General features: G+C 41.8%; 14 protein-coding genes and 1 other RNA gene. 4 read left to right on the top strand and 11 right to left on the bottom strand.

The genetic code is table 11. The features are described from left to right. The first annotated feature begins 335 nt into the window (after positions 1-335). A complete protein-coding gene (locus tag HMPREF9009_RS21950; protein ID WP_049703266.1) occupies positions 336-1,514 on the top strand; it encodes a C1 family peptidase in 1,179 nt (392 codons plus the stop codon). A 160-nt stretch (positions 1,515-1,674) separates the two neighbouring features. On the opposite strand, the gene HMPREF9009_RS21955 is transcribed toward HMPREF9009_RS21950, so the two are convergent. From HMPREF9009_RS21955 to dinB, 3 genes are all read right to left on the bottom strand, one after another. Further along, a complete protein-coding gene (locus HMPREF9009_RS21955; RefSeq protein ID WP_049703267.1) occupies positions 1,675-2,376 on the bottom strand; it encodes a DUF4627 domain-containing protein in 702 nt (233 codons plus the stop codon). A gap of 59 nt (positions 2,377-2,435) precedes the next feature. Then, a complete protein-coding gene (locus HMPREF9009_RS21960; RefSeq protein WP_022199110.1) occupies positions 2,436-4,370 on the bottom strand; it encodes a heparinase II/III domain-containing protein in 1,935 nt (644 codons plus the stop codon). A gap of 477 nt (positions 4,371-4,847) precedes the next feature. Next, the gene (gene dinB / locus HMPREF9009_RS21965) at positions 4,848-5,939 is read right to left on the bottom strand and encodes a DNA polymerase IV (protein WP_004301910.1); all 1,092 of its coding nucleotides are present in this window, start codon (positions 5,937-5,939) and stop codon (positions 4,848-4,850) included. Between the two features lie 216 nt (positions 5,940-6,155). Between dinB and HMPREF9009_RS21970 the strand changes: the two genes are divergently transcribed. Together HMPREF9009_RS21970 and HMPREF9009_RS21975 are read left to right on the top strand one after the other, a co-directional pair. Beyond that, positions 6,156-7,583, top strand: coding sequence for a DUF4419 domain-containing protein (locus tag HMPREF9009_RS21970; RefSeq protein WP_049703268.1), 1,428 nt, complete (start codon positions 6,156-6,158; stop codon positions 7,581-7,583). Next, positions 7,568-8,710 (top strand): PDDEXK nuclease domain-containing protein, encoded by a 1,143-nt coding sequence (locus tag HMPREF9009_RS21975; RefSeq protein WP_074726650.1) that lies wholly within the window; start codon positions 7,568-7,570, stop codon positions 8,708-8,710. The genes HMPREF9009_RS21970 and HMPREF9009_RS21975 overlap by 16 nt, the downstream gene beginning before the upstream one ends. Positions 8,711-8,908: 198 nt before the next feature. Here HMPREF9009_RS21975 and ssrA read toward each other — a convergent pair. Next, positions 8,909-9,305: a transfer-messenger RNA gene (ssrA, locus tag HMPREF9009_RS25490) on the bottom strand. Positions 9,306-9,488: 183 nt separating this feature from the next. Between ssrA and HMPREF9009_RS21980 the strand changes: the two genes are divergently transcribed. Then, entirely contained in the window at positions 9,489-10,670 is a 1,182-nt protein-coding gene (locus HMPREF9009_RS21980) for a lactonase family protein (protein ID WP_049703269.1), read from the top strand. 43 nt (positions 10,671-10,713) lie between these two features. Here HMPREF9009_RS21980 and HMPREF9009_RS21985 read toward each other — a convergent pair whose 3' ends face one another. From HMPREF9009_RS21985 to HMPREF9009_RS22015, 7 genes are all read right to left on the bottom strand, one after another. Further along, a complete protein-coding gene (locus HMPREF9009_RS21985; RefSeq protein WP_004301906.1) occupies positions 10,714-11,352 on the bottom strand; it encodes a M23 family metallopeptidase in 639 nt (212 codons plus the stop codon). Positions 11,353-11,380: 28 nt separating this feature from the next. Continuing rightward, positions 11,381-12,046 (bottom strand): B3/B4 domain-containing protein, encoded by a 666-nt coding sequence (locus HMPREF9009_RS21990; RefSeq protein WP_049703270.1) that lies wholly within the window; start codon positions 12,044-12,046, stop codon positions 11,381-11,383. A 50-nt stretch (positions 12,047-12,096) separates the two neighbouring features. Then, positions 12,097-12,909 (bottom strand): peptidoglycan editing factor PgeF, encoded by an 813-nt coding sequence (pgeF, locus tag HMPREF9009_RS21995; protein WP_049703271.1) that lies wholly within the window; start codon positions 12,907-12,909, stop codon positions 12,097-12,099. Further along, the gene (gene obgE / locus HMPREF9009_RS22000) at positions 12,906-14,069 is read right to left on the bottom strand and encodes a GTPase ObgE (RefSeq protein ID WP_008021004.1); all 1,164 of its coding nucleotides are present in this window, start codon (positions 14,067-14,069) and stop codon (positions 12,906-12,908) included. The genes pgeF and obgE overlap by 4 nt, the downstream gene beginning before the upstream one ends. Before the next feature lie 89 nt (positions 14,070-14,158). Beyond that, complete coding sequence (locus tag HMPREF9009_RS22005; RefSeq protein ID WP_004301902.1) at positions 14,159-14,728, bottom strand: adenylate kinase; 570 nt, start codon at positions 14,726-14,728, stop codon at positions 14,159-14,161. A 59-nt stretch (positions 14,729-14,787) separates the two neighbouring features. Further along, complete coding sequence (hpt, locus tag HMPREF9009_RS22010) at positions 14,788-15,324, bottom strand: hypoxanthine phosphoribosyltransferase (protein WP_004308350.1); 537 nt, start codon at positions 15,322-15,324, stop codon at positions 14,788-14,790. Positions 15,325-15,364: 40 nt separating this feature from the next. Next, complete coding sequence (locus HMPREF9009_RS22015) at positions 15,365-16,909, bottom strand: peptide MFS transporter (RefSeq protein WP_004325025.1); 1,545 nt, start codon at positions 16,907-16,909, stop codon at positions 15,365-15,367. Positions 16,910-17,005 lie beyond the last annotated feature (96 nt).

The raw sequence follows: 17,005 nt of genomic DNA on the forward strand, positions 1-17,005 counted from the left end.
TTTTTCAAGACTGATAAAAAGCTGTTTTTTACTCTAAACTCTAAATAGGCTCGTAGCCTTAATATTCTATCGGAGTTTTGCAGCTTGGCGGGGAGAGACCGTAACGCGGGATAGTCTCAAAGGACTTGCTTTTTTCTGGATTCCTCTCCCTGCCTGTCAGTCTTCTTCTTCATACAACAAAGATATTAAGACTGACATTGCTTCAATAAGTTCTCGGAACAAATTTATCTGCCACGCTTGGTATTATTAAGATAAATTTTCCACTCTCTTATCTTGCGACTGCAAACTTAGAGCTTTTTTTATACATTTGCAGAAGAAAGATAATAAAACACATTATGAAAAAGCTATTTATGTCGGTTGCGCTCCTCTTATTGGTCGTAACCTCTTTTGCACAAACACCCGGTTATGAGTTCACAACCGTTGTGTCCCACCAAGCAACGCCTGTTAAAGATCAGGGTTCCACAGGAACCTGTTGGTGCTTTGCCACCGCTTCTTTCATGGAGTCGGAACTGCTCCGAATGGGAAAAGGAGAATATGATCTCTCGGAAATGTTTATCGTCCGCCAAAAGTACATGAATCAGATGGAGGACAATTATCTCCGTCGTGGTAAAGGAAGTATCGGTGAAGGAAGTTTGGCACACACTTTCAAAAACGCTTATAAGAAAGCGGGAATTGTTCCGGAAGAAGTGTACACCGGATTGCCGGGCGATAACAAAGACCACAATCACGGTGCATTGTCACGCTACCTCAAAGCATTGGTAGACGCAAATATTGAATCTAAAAAGCGTACTCCGCAATTTGATGCGCTTATTAATAATCTGTTCGATATTTATCTGGGCAAGCTTCCCGAAAAATTCACTTATAAAGGAAAAGAATATACTCCTCAATCTTTCACAGAAAGTCTGGGATTGAATATGGATGATTACGTTGAGTTGACTAGTTTCACTCACAAGCCTTATTATGAGACATTCTCGCCTGAAGTTCCCGACAACTGGGAAAACCAGCCGATGTATAATCTTCCGTTGGACGAACTGATCGGGGCTATCGACTATGCACTAAACAAAGGATATACCGTATGTTGGGACGGTGACGTAAGCGAACAGGGTTTCTCTTTCAAGAACGGAATCGCCATCAATCCGCAAGTGGAGGATGTGAAAGATTACTCGACTACCGACCGTGCCCGTTTTGAAAAAATGCCAAAATATCAACGAATGGACGAAGTGTTCAAGTTTGAGCAGCCTTATCCGGAAATCAACGTAACACCGGAAATCCGTCAGGATGGTTACGAGAAGTTTGTGACAACTGACGACCACCTGATGCACATCACCGGCATTGTGAAAGATCAGAATGGTACTAAATATTATATCACCAAGAATTCCTGGGGAGCGGAAAGCAACAAATCCGGAGGTTATCTGAATATGTCTGAAAGCTATGTACGTGCTAAAACAATCTGCGTGATGGTACACAAGGATTCTCTGCCTAAGGAACTGAAGAAGAAACTCGGTATTCAATAAATCGCATGAAATCAGTCCCGAAGGGAGATTGACTGTTTCATACATTTATTTATTCGGAACTCTCCATTATATTCATATAACAAAAAAAATAGGGCAACGAAGTATCACTACTTCACTGCCCTATTTTTTTGTTAACCTACTATATTAAATCCTTTGCTCTTTATTTCTTCTTCAATGTCACGTCGCTGATTTCTACAACGCCGCCTTTGTTCTGGGAAAGAATAGCCACATAACAATCTTTCAGAATAGCAGCATCATCGTCTGTATCAGACACTTCCAAGTTAGCATTTGCTTTCTTGCTGCTAATTGCATTAACCACTTGTCCCATATCATAGTAAACCACTACTTTAGTCCATTTACCGGCATCTTTAATTTTAAAATTGTATTGTGCGCCCGAAGCATTTGGTTGAGCATCTGCGTCATAGTCTCTACGCATGAAGAAAGTAGTATTGTACTTACCATTATCATTCTTTTCCTCATTGGTCTGTTTGATGTATACACTGACCGGAGTTCCTGCTTCTTTAGCTTTTGCATAGAAAGTAAGAACATAGATACCTTTGTCCAAACCATCGGTAATACGTTGTCCCAGGAAAACTTTATACCAAGAGAGATTCTTTTCAGCACCGGAGTTATCCAATTTCATTGCATTCGGATATTTGGCATCTCCTGTTTCTTCCCAAGCAATAGTAGTTACACCGTCAGCTTCATTATTCATGATAAACCACTCTCCTGCGGTAGCTTTGTTGGCATTAGTCACTTTAGTCTTTACTTCAGTGGCGAATTTTTCGTTTTTTATCAGGTTCTGCGCACTTACGCTTACTCCTGCAAGGACCAAAAACCCGGCAAATAATACTTTTTTCATCTTACTGTGATTTAATTGTTTATACTTTATTTTTTCTAGCTTTAAAAATCTATTTCATCCTACTTCACTTGTTGAATAACAAATCCATATTTACCAGTCACTTTCTTTTCTTCAGTCTTTAGTGTGATGCGGTAAATCTCTTTGCCCCATACGTTAGACAGGCGCGGATCATCCAGTTTAATTGTTTCCAGTTCGGCTTTAAACTGCAACGGATAGTTCATTTCCACCTTTTGTCCCTTTACTTCGATGCGGATTTTTCCGGCTGAAGGGAAAGTCACATTGCCCCAGGTTAAAAAATTCATTTGATTAGGAGCAATAGCCTCATCCAACGTATAAATATCACCAATAATGAGTTTTTTATCATCAAGAGCATAAGAGCGAACCCAGCTTTTCACTTTCGCTTCTGCCGGATAAGCAGTAGCTATATCCGTAGAGAACATCCGTTTCTTCTCATCGCAAACGGTATTGGTAGCTTTATACTCCTGCCCGAATTTCTGCGGTACTCCGTTAATCATCGGCAAGTTATGATAGTTGCTCTGCATAGTCCAGATGGTATAGCGGTCCTTGCCGAACGTCTGTTTGGTATATGTACCTACACCGGCATCAATAATAACAGGAATTGTATTTACATATAAAGAGAAGGTTCCTACATCGTTGTGGTTATGGCTTTCGTTATTAAATCCGCCTTTAGCGGCAACAAACATACCGTTCTTATTCTTCATATAACAGAATTCCGTCTCGGGATACCAGGTTACATCCGGCATATCATGTTTCGGAGTTGCTTTTGCCAGCTCATTACAGCAAAGTAGAGATTGAAGCGAACGAAAAGCATCGTTGCCCATGGTAGCATACGGTTTTCTTCCATTCAACAGGTATGCGGCAAAATGCATCATTTCATCGCTGTTTACAGCTTTACCGTACCGATAGATTAACAAAGGATCGCCTCCGCCTTGTGCCGATGCATCAGCAAAATTCACCACCCAGCCATTGCCCACGTATGAGCGGGACATATATTCTCCCATCCGGCGAATCATCGGTTCATTGAACAGAGACAGTTTACCGCCTGTGCCATCAGAGAGTATCTGCAAATAGTCGTAGAGCTTTCCGGCAGCATGTCCCCAGTAAGAGGTTCCCTCCTCACAGGCACCATCGGATTTCACGAAGTTGATAAACTTATCGACTGACTGCATGGAGCGATAAACAGCTTTCGCCAACTTATCCTTATTGTTCTCCATCAGTAAGAAACATTGCAGGGCATTGGAGTTACACCAGGGATTCCAGTTGTTGATGATTTCTCCCGGTTTCCAGTTAAAAGCCATCCACCACATTTCGTCGTCATTCATATACGGATCGAGAATACGTTCTTTGATTGCTTTACGCATTTGCAAAGATACCACAGGATTGATTTTGTCGAATGGTTTGCGGAAGAAATAGTGTACCCAGGCCATTAAAGCTCCGTATCCGCCTGAACCGAGGTCGATAATCTGTTCGCGGAAGTCGGGAAGTGAACGTTTGCTACTCTGGCGGGGCAAGTGTGCGGATAGAACCCATGAATTCATTTCACAGCTCATATATGCTCCGTTCAGTAATTGGTCGATAAAACGTCCTTTCCCTTCGGCCAGTTCGGCGAGCATCAAGGCGTTAAGTGCCTGGCGGTTGGCGTCATAAGGAACTTCCATTATTTTACGGTTACCGCTACGTTCATATTCCAGATAAGCGGTGGCAGGTATCAGTTGCCATTTATAGTCGAGGAGTTTTTCGCCGGCTTCGATGAGGCGTTGCTTATTGGGGCCCATCAAAGAATCCCAGGCGGCACGATCTGTATAAGCAGGATAAGGCACCCATGCTTGTTTCATTACCAACACGTTTTTCAACGTAGTTTCGTCTGCCGCTTTTTGCAGCATATTGCGTTCGGTGTAAGCGTTTGCCTTGAAAGAAAAACTTCCCAAAGCTGCTAGTAAAAGAACACAAAATAAATGTTTCATTCGATTCATGGTATTTTCATTCATTTAAGTATTGCAAAGATAACGTATCTGATAAAAAATGAGGTGAGTAAATCATACGAACCTGATGACAAAAAAGTACATACTTCAAAAATAGTACTTTTAATTGCTATATTTTAGGCTTTTAAGTCATTATAAAAGCAAATTAGGTCATTGTAGAAACAATTTAAGTCACTATAAAAACAATTTAAGTCACACGGAAACCGGGTTTTCATTTCGGAAAAACAAAGATGCAGTTTTAGAAAACAGAGGCTTCCTTTGGAGAAAATAGAGGTTCTATTTATTCCAAACAGAGGCTCTGTTTAGGTCAAATAAAGGCTCTATTTTATTTCAAATAGAGTATCTGTTTTACTTCAGACAAAGTATCTGTTTGGATATTCTATCCTCTTTCTTTTTTCATTCTTTAATTCTCTTCTTTTTCATCCCCTATTCTTTCCTCTTCATTCCTCTATTTCTTCCTCTTCGCCTTCAATCCCAATCGCTAAATTCAAAACTCAACTGTTCCCAAACACCGTGTTGTTCATCGGCTTCCTCTTTTGGATTGGAGACGGAAAGACCGATGAGCCGGATTGGATGTTGCTCAAATTCGACACTTTTAAGCAATTCTTTTGCAAGTGGGAGTACCCGGTCTAAGGTGGTGAGTTCCTGCGATTGAGTAAGGCTTCGGGTTATCTGGCTAAAATCATGAAACTTGATTTTCAGGGTAAGCGTGTTACCTTTGAAGTCTTTTCGCTGAAGACGTTCAATCAGCTCTACTGCTACATGGTATAGTTCGATAATGACCGATGAACGGGCTGAAATATCACGTTCCAATGTACGTTCGCAGCCAATGGATTTACGGATACGAATTGCTTCGACAGGGCGTTCGTCAATTCCTCGTGAGCACTCATAATACAGTGCGCCGGCTTTCCCGAAATGGGCTGTCAGCATTTCAAGAGAGCATTTCCGTAGTTGAAGTCCATTGTGGATGCCAAGTAAATGCATCTTCTTTGCAGTCACCGGACCCACTCCCCAAAAAGATTCGATAGGAAGACGGGCGATAAAATCAAGGGCCTGTTCCGGATGAATGGTACATAAGCCATCCGGTTTGCGATAGTCCGAAGCTATTTTAGCCAGAAACTTATTATAAGAAACTCCGGCAGACGCAACAAGGTTGAGCTGCTCCCGAATCTTCTGCTTTATTTCCTTTGCTATATCCACAGCCAGGGAAATATCTTTCTTATTTTCAGTGACATCCAAGAAAGCTTCATCCAGAGACAGAGGTTCGATGATATCCGTATATTCGTGGAAAATCTCATGTATCTGACGGGAAACGGATTTATAAACATCCATCCTGCCAGGTACAAAAATGAGTTGGGGACAAAGACGTTTCGCCTTTTGCGAAGCCATGGCGGAACGGACACCGTAACGCCGGGCTTCATAACTGGCAGCAGCCACAACTCCCCTCTCTTCAGCATGACCTACCGCTAAAGGCTTGCCACGAAGTTCTGGATTATCACGCTGCTCTACAGAGGCATAGAAGGCATCCATGTCGATATGTATAATCTTTCTCTGCGTCATTGTTTAGGATTAGCAGAGCAAACTTACTATAAATTCCTGAATAAATCCTGCTTATCGGTTCAAGAAATAATATGCTTATGATTTTTATAGATATAAGTCAAAAAAACATTCAATATCTTGTCAAAGACAGTTCTTATTATATTATATTTGCATATCGTCTATTCAAAATATAGAGGTAGTTAATAAGTTTGTGCCACCATACAACTCTTTAAGATTATGAAAAACACATTATTTTGCTTATTCATATTTTGCAGTGTTTCCACATTCGCTCAAAATGGAATCACTTTTAAGGTCGAAAAGCTTTCAAAGCCTGAAGAATTACTTCATCTACACTCCCCGAATGAAATTTACGAAAGTCTTATATTATCAGATATGGACATAGAGCCTTATGAGATAAAAGAGAAGAATATCAAGGTTCCTTATCATATCATTGCAAAGAGCGAATCTCCCGACAGTCTCGTTTCTTTTGGCCCTAATTCTTTTTTCAATGGTATGTATCAGGCTTATGCGGATCACAGGCCATTCGTATTGTCCCCGGACATGATTTGGCTATTAATCAGCCAGGGATTTGCACGCCATATCAATGCCAATCAGGAATCTATGAGAAATGAGCTTGTTGATTTCTCCGGCAAACTATCCTTAATTGTCAGAGAAGACAAAAAATTGGAGGACCCTACTCTTTCATGGGAGAAAATCTTTCCGCAATTTACAGAACAAATATCCCAATACGCCGGTAAGCATCTGACCGAACTGCTCACCTGCAATTTTTCAACGACTACCTCTTTAGAGAAAGTTGCTTCCGAAATAACAATCATGGAAGCTGTAAAACCTTACTTTGAGTTTATAATCATACGCATTGTCTGTGGAATACCTGAAATAACTCTCGAAGGAACACCGGAGGACTGGGAAAAACTACTGCACAAAGCCAAAGGCTTGAAAGAATACAAACTCGATTGGTGGATTTCAGAACTGGAACCTCTTTTGGAAGAATTTGTCAAAGCATCCAAAGGAGAAGTTAATAAGGACTTTTGGCGCAACATGTTTAAATATCATTCACAGAAACGATACGGAGCCCCAAACATTATCGATGGATGGATCGTGAAGTTTTTCCCTTATGATAAGGAAGGGAAAAGAAATTATCTGAAACAGCTTGAAGGCAAAAATTGTCTCCCTGATGAGATAGTGAAGGTAGATGTAAAGTATCAGGAAGTATATGGCGACGCTGTCAAAGAAACTCCATTAGAATTTTGGGCAGGTTTCATCGGGTTAGAACAAAACAGCAAGACTTTTGCTCTGCGACCGCAAATTGGTTGGATGGTCAGGAAGAAAGATGTTAACAAGGAAGGATTAAAAAGTAAATTAAGTGCTGATGCTCAAAAGGATGGCTGGGGAAGCGGCATCAATATCAGAGTAAAAGAATTTCCGGCTGTACTGTTGGAGCTCAAAGAAATAAAAAGGTTGGATATCCAATTTATCGATACAATTGATATACCGGACGAAATATCAAAAATAAAAATCGGATCGTTGAGTTTATATGGAAAGATTACTAAAGAGGAAATAGAGCGTATTAAAAGATTATTGCCTGATACGGATATAAAAATAAATGGTTCGCGAAGTGGGAGTGCTTCATTTATGACTCCATAATAAAAAGAGGCTATCCAAAAGCCATAAGTCAGATTTCAAAGGCTATCAAGATGCACTATCCCGAAAAGAAAGGATATTCAGCGAGAAGCCTTACCTATATGTGTCAGTTTGCCCGAACATACCCACTAGAGATATTACAAAGAATGCTTTCTTGTGACAAGGTGTTGAGAACGCCAACAATCCCCAATATGCTATCCTTGACTGATGAACTGAACTGTTTACCAATTACGCAAGAACCTCTTGCGCAATTTCAGACAAATATATTTCAATCAAAAGAATTTACGCAAGAGCCTCTTGCGCAAATTCAAAAGATAGACAAGACAATCTCCGCAATGCTGCAAACATCCATTGATGATATTGAAAAGGATTTTGTTTGTTCCCCCATTTCAAAAATAAACTGGACCAGTCATGTGATACTATTGGATAGCTCATTACCCTTAGGAAACAAATATTGGTACATGAAACAGTCCGTTGAAAACGGATGGAGCAGCAACGTATTAAAGATACAGATTGAGACTAATCTGTTCAAACGGCAGATAGAAACACAGAAAGTCAACAATTTCACAAAGACCTTGCCCACCCCTCAAAGTGACTTAGCCAACTATTTGCTGAAAGACCCGTATATATTCGATGTAGCAGGTACAAAAGAACTGGCAGATGAAAGGGATATTGAAAAACAGCTTGTAGAACACGTCACAAGGTATCTATTGGAAATGGGGAACGGCTTCGCCTTTGTAGCCAAACAGAAACATTTCCAAGTCGGGGACAGCGATTTTTATGCAGACCTTATCCTATACTCCATAAAACTTCACTCCTATATAGTCGTAGAATTAAAGGCTACTCCATTCAAGCCAGAATATGCAGGGCAATTGAATTTCTACATCAACATCGTAGACGACCAGTTGAGAGGTGAAAACGACAACAAGACAATAGGATTGTTGCTCTGCAAAGGTAAAGATGAAGTAGTGGCACAATATGCCCTAACGGGCTATGCACAGCCCATAGGAGTAAGCGACTACCAGCTAAGCAAAGCCATTCCCGAAAATCTGAAATCCGCCTTGCCAAGTATCGAGGAAGTGGAGGAAGAATTATCACAGCTACTCGATAACAAGAAAGACGAAAAGTAATCCGATCAGTCCCGTTGTGACAGTCTTGACATTTAAGCCGTCTGCCACCTATACAACGACCGATTCGACCCGAGCATTGACGAACAGATGAATATCACAGAAAATAGAAATATTAAATAAAACAAAAACACCCCGCTTTACATTATTAGGATGTAAAGCGGGGTGCAAATCTCATAAAACACTAAAAATCAGCATTTAAAGTGGAGCTGCGGGGGATCGAACCCCGGTCCAAACGAGGAAATCATAAGCTTTCTACATGCTTATCTTTGCCTAAATTTTCGTGCAGGAACAGAACCAAAGCCATCAATTCCTGCCTTATCCTCTAAAGTTTCATCAAAAGTGCGAGGCCGCCTTTGACTATCCCCGATGTAACTGCACCACTGAACCGGAATGCTTCGGAGCAACAGCTTCCGAGTGATGTCTCGTCCTGGCACCTAGTGCCTGGATTAAGCTAATCTACTGTGATTCGATTAAGCAGCAAGAGCGTAATTAGTTTCGCCAGATAAAATTTTGATAACTGATATTTAAGTGGAAATTACCGACCCACTGCATGCTTACCTACCATTTCTGCCCGCTGTCAAATCCAGTCAACCCCAAATTTTTATTCGTACAGAATAGCGATTGTTTAGAACGCTTTCCAAGAGTGCAAAGATAGGAAATGTTTTCTAATTTACGAGAAGACGTTAGCAAATATTATATCAAAGCACTATCTTTACGGAGCTATTTTATATTTAAGGTGAAAAAGCATCATGAAAAATCAACCAATAATAAGCTACTTATGATTAAGACATATCTATCTAAAACATATATATTCAAAGCATTTGCCGCTGTTTGCATATTCGGAATCAGTATCAGTGGCTGTACTTCTAAAAAAAAGACTCCTATGGAAACAACCGATACAACGAAAAACGAACTAACCATGTTGGTGGGTACTTACACATCAGGAACCAGTAAAGGGATATATAGTTACCGCTTCAACGAAGAAAACGGGACTGCCACTCCCTTAAGTGAAACGGAAATTGAAAATCCTTCTTATCTTGTTCCATCTGCCGACGGAAAATTCGTCTATGCAGTCAGTGAATTCAACAATACACAAGCTGCCGCCAATGCATTTGCCTTCAATAAAGAAAAAGGTACTTTGCAACTATTAAATTCACAGCAAACGGGAGGTGAAGATCCCTGTTATATCATCGCCAGTGGAAATAATGTGATAACCGCCAACTACAGCGGTGGCAGCATCTCTGTTTTCCCTATCGCAAAAGATGGCTCGCTCCTACCCGCTTCCGATATTATACAATTCAAAGGTACGGGAGTAGACAAGGAACGACAAGAGAAACCGCATCTGCATTGTGTCCGTATCACTCCGGATGGTAAATACTTGTTTGCCGATGACTTGGGTACAGATCAAATACATAAGTTTATCATTAACCCAGCTGCAAATGCAGAGAATAAAGAAGCATTTCTGAAAGAAGGATCGCCTGCTGCCTTTAAAATGAAAGCCGGTTCTGGTCCCCGCCATCTGACTTTCTCGCCAAACGGTCATTACGCCTATCTGATTAATGAGTTATCGGGCACAGTAATCGCTTTTGAATACAAAGACGGAGATTTAAAAGAGATCCAGACAATCGCTGCCGATACGGTAAACGCACAAGGAAGCGCCGATATTCATATCAGCCCGGATGGAAAATTCCTGTATGCCAGCAATCGTTTGAAAGCAGATGGTATTGCCATATTCAATATCCACCCGGATAACGGAATGTTGTCAAAAGCAGGCTACCAACTGACAGGGATTCATCCACGCAATTTCATCATCACGCCTAATGGCAAATACTTGTTGGTTGCTTGCAGAGATAGCAATGTGATACAAGTTTATGAAAGAGATGCAGATACAGGACTATTAACAGATGTACAGCAGGATATTAAAGTAGACAAGCCGGTCTGTATAAAATTTGTGCCATAATTTGTCATAATCTCCCGGCTATTCATCAACTACTGATAGCCCTTTACTTTTTATTTTGAGCAATCCGATTGTCAGGAATTTGAGTCTTCACAACGATTTTACTCCCGTTCTTGGTACACTTGATACATTCTTTCCGCAATGTTCTCTCTTTTAAGTCAAAAATGAGATTCGGATTAAAATGTTGCCCGTTAATACGGGTTTCGAAGTGTACATGTTCGGTAGTGGCACGACCGGTACGTCCTGTCAGCCCGATAGGTTGTCCGGCTTTTACGACATCACCAGTTTTAACCAGATTCTTGAAATTGTGGCTATAAAGTGTTTCCAATCCGTTAGCGTGGCGGATTACAACGATATTTCCATAGGCATAATAGGGTTTCGACATACGCACCACTCCATCAAAAGCAGCACGAATCGTATCTTTTGCACAGGTCTTAATGTCTGTTCCTGAATGTCCTCCGCGAGTTCCATAGGCAGAGATTACTTTTCCTCCGGGTAATGGGAAAGCATATTCGTGATCTTTCAGAGAATCCAAATGCAGATAGATATGATTGCTTTTAGCAAATAATCCGGGAGTAGCTACCCGTACATCAGCCATTTCGCGGGCAGAGAAGGAGGATTTATCCTGCCCGGCGGCAGTCAGTGGCAATAATAAAACTGTCAGTAAGATAAGTATGTTTTTCATGTCTTTTTTCTTAGAGCACTCATTCTAATTATTCGAAGAATACGATTTCGCCTCCATCCGATTCTGTATAGTTTCTTAATAAGGTCTGTATCATTTCAACAGCTTCTTGCAAACCTTCTTTTCCGTTATAACCGTTGACTATGGCTAGGATATGAGTAGTTTCGAGGTCCATCTTCGTACGTTCATGGTCGCTTGTCGGGGTTCCGATTCCGCCGAAAGAATCACGATATACAGGTAATCCTTCGATATTCAATACCCCGCGTCCGATACCTTCAAACGGTTCTCCTGCTTTGCCGATACCGAGTTCAAGATGCGTACCTTGTATTTTGTCCGCGTCAAAACCACCGATCGAATGTCCCGTACGAAGAGACACAAGGTTGATAAGGTCTACCAACGTATCAATCTGATATAAAGGAATTCCACGCATCAGGCGGCGGCGTAGAGCTTCGGCTGACGGGCGGTAACGTCCGGGGTCTTTGCCACAACGTTTATAAGCCTCACGGGTAGCAAAGATAACGGGTTGATGTTTGATGTCTTCCATCTGTGTTGTGGAAGTCAGTTGCTTGGTAAAAGCGTCGATTTCCTGCCAAAGCCCTTCGCTGTAAGCTGTATTTTTCACAACAGCATACACAGCGGCTCCGGCAAAAACCGGACATGCGTCTTTTATTTCTTTAGATACTTTTATTTCAAACATAACTTATCATAAACCAATCATCAGCGTCCTGCAATAACGGACACCAATTATTACTTTCTAATCATTATTCCCGACAATGTACGACCGGAATCTATTCCCAGTCTACGCGCGGAGAAGAATTCATCATGATGAATATAGGTACAGATTCCGGCCACTTCTATCTGTTCTGCAGGCACTCCGAGATTCAGTAATTCAATCCGGTTGGCTTCCCACAAATCAATATGATATTTGCCTGTCTCCTTCTTCTTCATAGAAATAAGAGACATATCGAAGCCGCTTTCTTCAAAAGCATCATACACCTCATCACCTACTTCAAATGATTCGAGCGAAATGCTCGGCCCGATGCAAGCTATCACATCTTCACCTTGCGTCCCGAACATCTTATTCAAGTGATCCATCACATGACTGACAATATGCTTCACCGTTCCTTTCCATCCAGCATGAACGGCAGCCACAACGTGTTGTTTTTTGTCGTACAGCAATACAGGAACACAATCCGCCGTCGTGACACAAACGCAATATCCCGGCACATTAGTTATCAAGGCATCCATTCCTCGCAGAAGTAGCCGTCTCATTTCCAATGATTCTTTAAAAAATGATTCATTGATAATCAGACTGGCACAACCATGACTCTGTTCAGGAATAAATAATTCTTTTATCTGATGATTCATGCACTGAAACAACCAGCTCTGATTGCGATTGACGTTCATACATGAGTCGTTGGTATAAGGCGAACAGTTGAAAGAGCCGTAAGCTCCGGTGCTTATACCTTCGTGACGCGTAGTTACAAAATGAGCTACTTCGGGATATGCCTCCAGTGACTTATACCCCTTCAACTCGTTATGTTTTGTAAGTGAAATCATTTTTCTTCCCAATCTTCTTCTTCGTATTCATAATCGATATCATCGTCATCGTCGACATCTTCCTCATATTCATAAACGATGTCTTCATCTTCGCCCATGTCTTTGAGTTCCTGTTGCAGACGGGTCACGTCTTTCGGACGGTGAACGATGTCCTCTATCTTATTGCTTTCCTTGTTCAGTTCTTCCCAAAGGATGTCTTTCAACACCGAGATACCCAAACCGGAAACAGAAGATATGAATACATGTGGAATGCCTTCCGGCAATGTAGGTTCAATCTCGTCCATCAACTCCTGATCGAGCATATCACTTTTGGTGACAGCCAACACACGTTGCTTGTCCAACATTTCAGGATTGAAGGTACGCAGTTCGTTCAGCAAGACTTCGTATTCTTTACGAATGTCGTCGCTGTCTGCCGGAACCATAAACAGCAGTAATGAATTACGCTCGATATGACGCAAGAAACGCAGTCCCAAACCTTTTCCCTGACTAGCACCTTCGATAATACCTGGTATGTCCGCCATCACAAAGGATTTTCCACCGTGATAGGAAACGATGCCCAAGTTGGGTTCGAGCGTAGTAAACGGGTAATCGGCAATTTTCGGTTTGGCAGCCGAAATGGAAGAAAGCAAAGTTGACTTTCCCGCATTCGGGAAACCTACCAGACCGACATCGGCAAGCAGTTTCAGCTCCATGATAACGGTCATTTCCTGCATCGGCTCTCCCGGCTGCGCAAAACGCGGAGCCTGACGGGTGGCCGTCTTGAAATGCCAGTTACCCTGACCGCCGCGGCCGCCTTTGAGCAAGACCACTTCCTGTCCGTCTTCTGTTACGTCACAAAGATACTCCCCTGTCTCGGCATTATAAACTACCGTTCCGCAGGGCACTTCTATTATTTTATCCGCACCGTCTTTTCCGAAGCTACGTCCTTTGCTCCCCGATTCACCATGACCGGCCATTGCATGACGGTCATACTTCAAGTGCAGCAATGTCCAGTAATTACGGTTACCGCGCAAGATGATATGACCTCCTCTTCCACCATCGCCCCCGTCGGGACCTCCGTTAGGACAATATTTCTCGCGCCTCATGTGCGTAGAGCCTCTTCCGCCCTTACCCGAGCGACAGTATATCTTTACGTAATCAACAAAATTCGATTCAGCCATATTTTTTTAAAGAGTTAAAGTAGTCAGTAGTTAGAGCAGTTAATTAGAACACTCCGGCTACTGACTTATTTATTTATAATATTGTATTATTACAATTTATCTACTGCTTCGCAGATTTCAGCGAAGATACCTTCCATAGTACCCAAGCCGTTGATGTGTTGGTATTTCTTTTCGTTCTTGTACCAGTCGATCAGTGGAGCAGTCTGTGAATGATATACATGCAGACGTTTCTTGATTGTCTCTTCGTTATCATCAGCACGACCGGAATCCTTGCCACGTTTAATAAGACGTACCATCAGTTCTTCTTCCGGAACATCCAAGTCAACCATTACAGAAACGTCCTGTCCTCTTTCTGCCAACATTTTCTTTAATGCTTCTGCTTGTGCAATTGTTCTTGGGAAACCGTCGAAAATTACACCTTTGCTATCTTTGAAGCTGTCGAATACGCTTGCCAGAATATCAATCATTAATTCATCAGGAATCAATTGACCTTGGTCGATGTAACCTTTAGCTGTTTTACCCAGTTCTGTGCCATTCTTGATTTCAGCACGCAATACATCTCCTGTCGAGATGTGATTGATTCCATACTTTTCTACGATACGTTCGCTCTGTGTTCCTTTTCCTGAACCCGGAGCACCGAAAATTACGATGTTCAACATTTTGTTATTTACAATTTAACGATTTACTATTTACCATTTAAACTGGTACCTATTTAATATTAATCTACTACTGTATAAATATCGGGATAATTACGTCCGAAACCATCATAATCCAACCCGTAACCTACGATAAAGTCGTTCGGAATTTCCATCGCTACATATTCAATGTTGAGGTTTACCTTGAGCTTTTCAGGTTTCACCAACAGAGAAGCGATATGGATAGCTTCGGGATTGCGTGTACCTAATGTTTCGAGCAGTCGCTGCATCGTCAGTCCTGTGTCTACAATATCTTCTACGATTACAATGGTACGTCCGGCAATGTCTTCATTCAGGCCGATTACCTCTTTAATCACTCCGGTGGAAGTGATGCCCTGATAAGACGCCAACTTCACAAATGAGATTTCACAAGGGATGGTGATGTGCTTCAGTAAATCAGCGGTAAACATGAACGAACCGTTCAACACACTAAGGAAAAGCGGATTCTTACCTGCCAAATCGCGGTTAATTTCGTTCGCTACGCGAATCACTTCTTTCTGAATTTCTTGTTCCTTAATGGAAACGGTAAACAATTTGTCTTTTATCTGAATGGTATCCATAACCGGTAATTTAAAAATAACCTTGCAAAAATACGATTTTTTATTCTACCCCGTGCATCATCTTCTGTAATTTCTTCGAGAGAAGGAACAGAATCAACGAAGCAACACCGGACATCACGACGAATACCATAAAGAAATCATACATGGTAGCAATCTGATAACCAAAGATTGACTTCACTTTTCCGGCTTCCGGATAGAGTCCGCTCAACATTCCCGCAAATTTATTAGCTGTGGCAGTAGACAGATACCAGATTCCCATCATCAAGGAGGCGAAACGCAGCGGACTCAATTTATTTACCATTGAAAGTCCGATAGGCGACAAAGCTATTTCACCCATGGTATGAATAAAGTAAAGTCCTGTCAGCCAAATCATGCTCACTTTCACTCCGGGAACTGCATCTTTCACTCCGAAACAGATGAAAAGATAACCTAAAGAAAGGAGTAACAGACCAATCGCTTGTTTGGTAGGAGAAGCAGGTTCCATCTTTCGCTTGTTCAGGAAACCCCATACACCCGGCATGATATATGCCAGGACAACTACAAACAGTGGATTGAAGGATTGAAACCATGAAGCCGGCATTTCCCAACCGAAAATGTCACGATTCGTCTGTTCGGACGCAAAGAGAGTTAAAGAAGCTCCCGCCTGTTCGTAGGCTGCCCAGAAGAAGATGACAAAGAAGGCTACTATATAGATAACGAAAATACGGCTGCGTTCTATTTTTGTCAATGAACCGTCTAACAGGATCAGAACAGGGAAAACAATGCAGGCGGTAAAAATGCCGATACTCACCCAATCGCCTTCAAATGCATAGTTAAAGAAGGCTATTAAAGCAATGGTAAGAATTGTGATTACAAGGGTATTACGTACTTTGGTACGTTTGTCCATCTTCGGGTGTGAGATATGGTCGGCCTTGTCTTCTTTCTTTTCACGTTTAGCATCGGGGATAATACCAATCGGTTCTCCGGAAGGAGAAAAAAGATATTTATTCTTTTGAGTCTCGAAAAGAACAACGGTGAACAGTGTCATGATTCCGGCTGCAAGAAATCCCCATTTAAAGTCATGCGGATCACCGGTATCACCCAGATAACCACAAATCAAAGGAGCAGCAAAAGAGCCTACATTCACTCCCATATAAAAAATGGTGTATGCAGCATCCAACCGCCTGTCTCCGGGTTCGTAGAGCTGACCTACCAGAGAAGAGACAGTGGGTTTGAAGCAACCATTGCCCAAGATCAGGAAGCCTAGTCCGCCATACATCATCCAGTGGGCAAGGTTCGTATTATCTAAAGTGGAAGCACTCATAAACATCAGGAATTGTCCGACTGCCATCATCACCGCTCCCCAAAACACGGAACGACGGATTCCCCAATATTTATCGGCAATGTATCCGCCAATCAACGGGGTTAAATAAACTAGTCCGGTATAGCTGCCGTAGATGGATGCTGCCGCTTCTTTGTCAAACAATAATGCCTGCGTCAGGAAAAGAATAAAGATCGCACGCATACCGTAATAACTGAAACGTTCTGCCGTGCTTGTCGCGAAAATCAAATAAAGGCCTTTCGGATGCCCTTTCAATGCACTCATGAATTTATGTGTTTAGTAGTTTATGGGGTGCAAAGGTACAGAAAAAGTAGATTAGATGCTTCTCTTATCAAACAGAATAATAGGGGGGAATAGTAA

Source organism: Bacteroides sp. 3_1_13 (assembly GCF_001185845.1).
Lineage (GTDB): Bacteria > Bacteroidota > Bacteroidia > Bacteroidales > Bacteroidaceae > Bacteroides > Bacteroides xylanisolvens.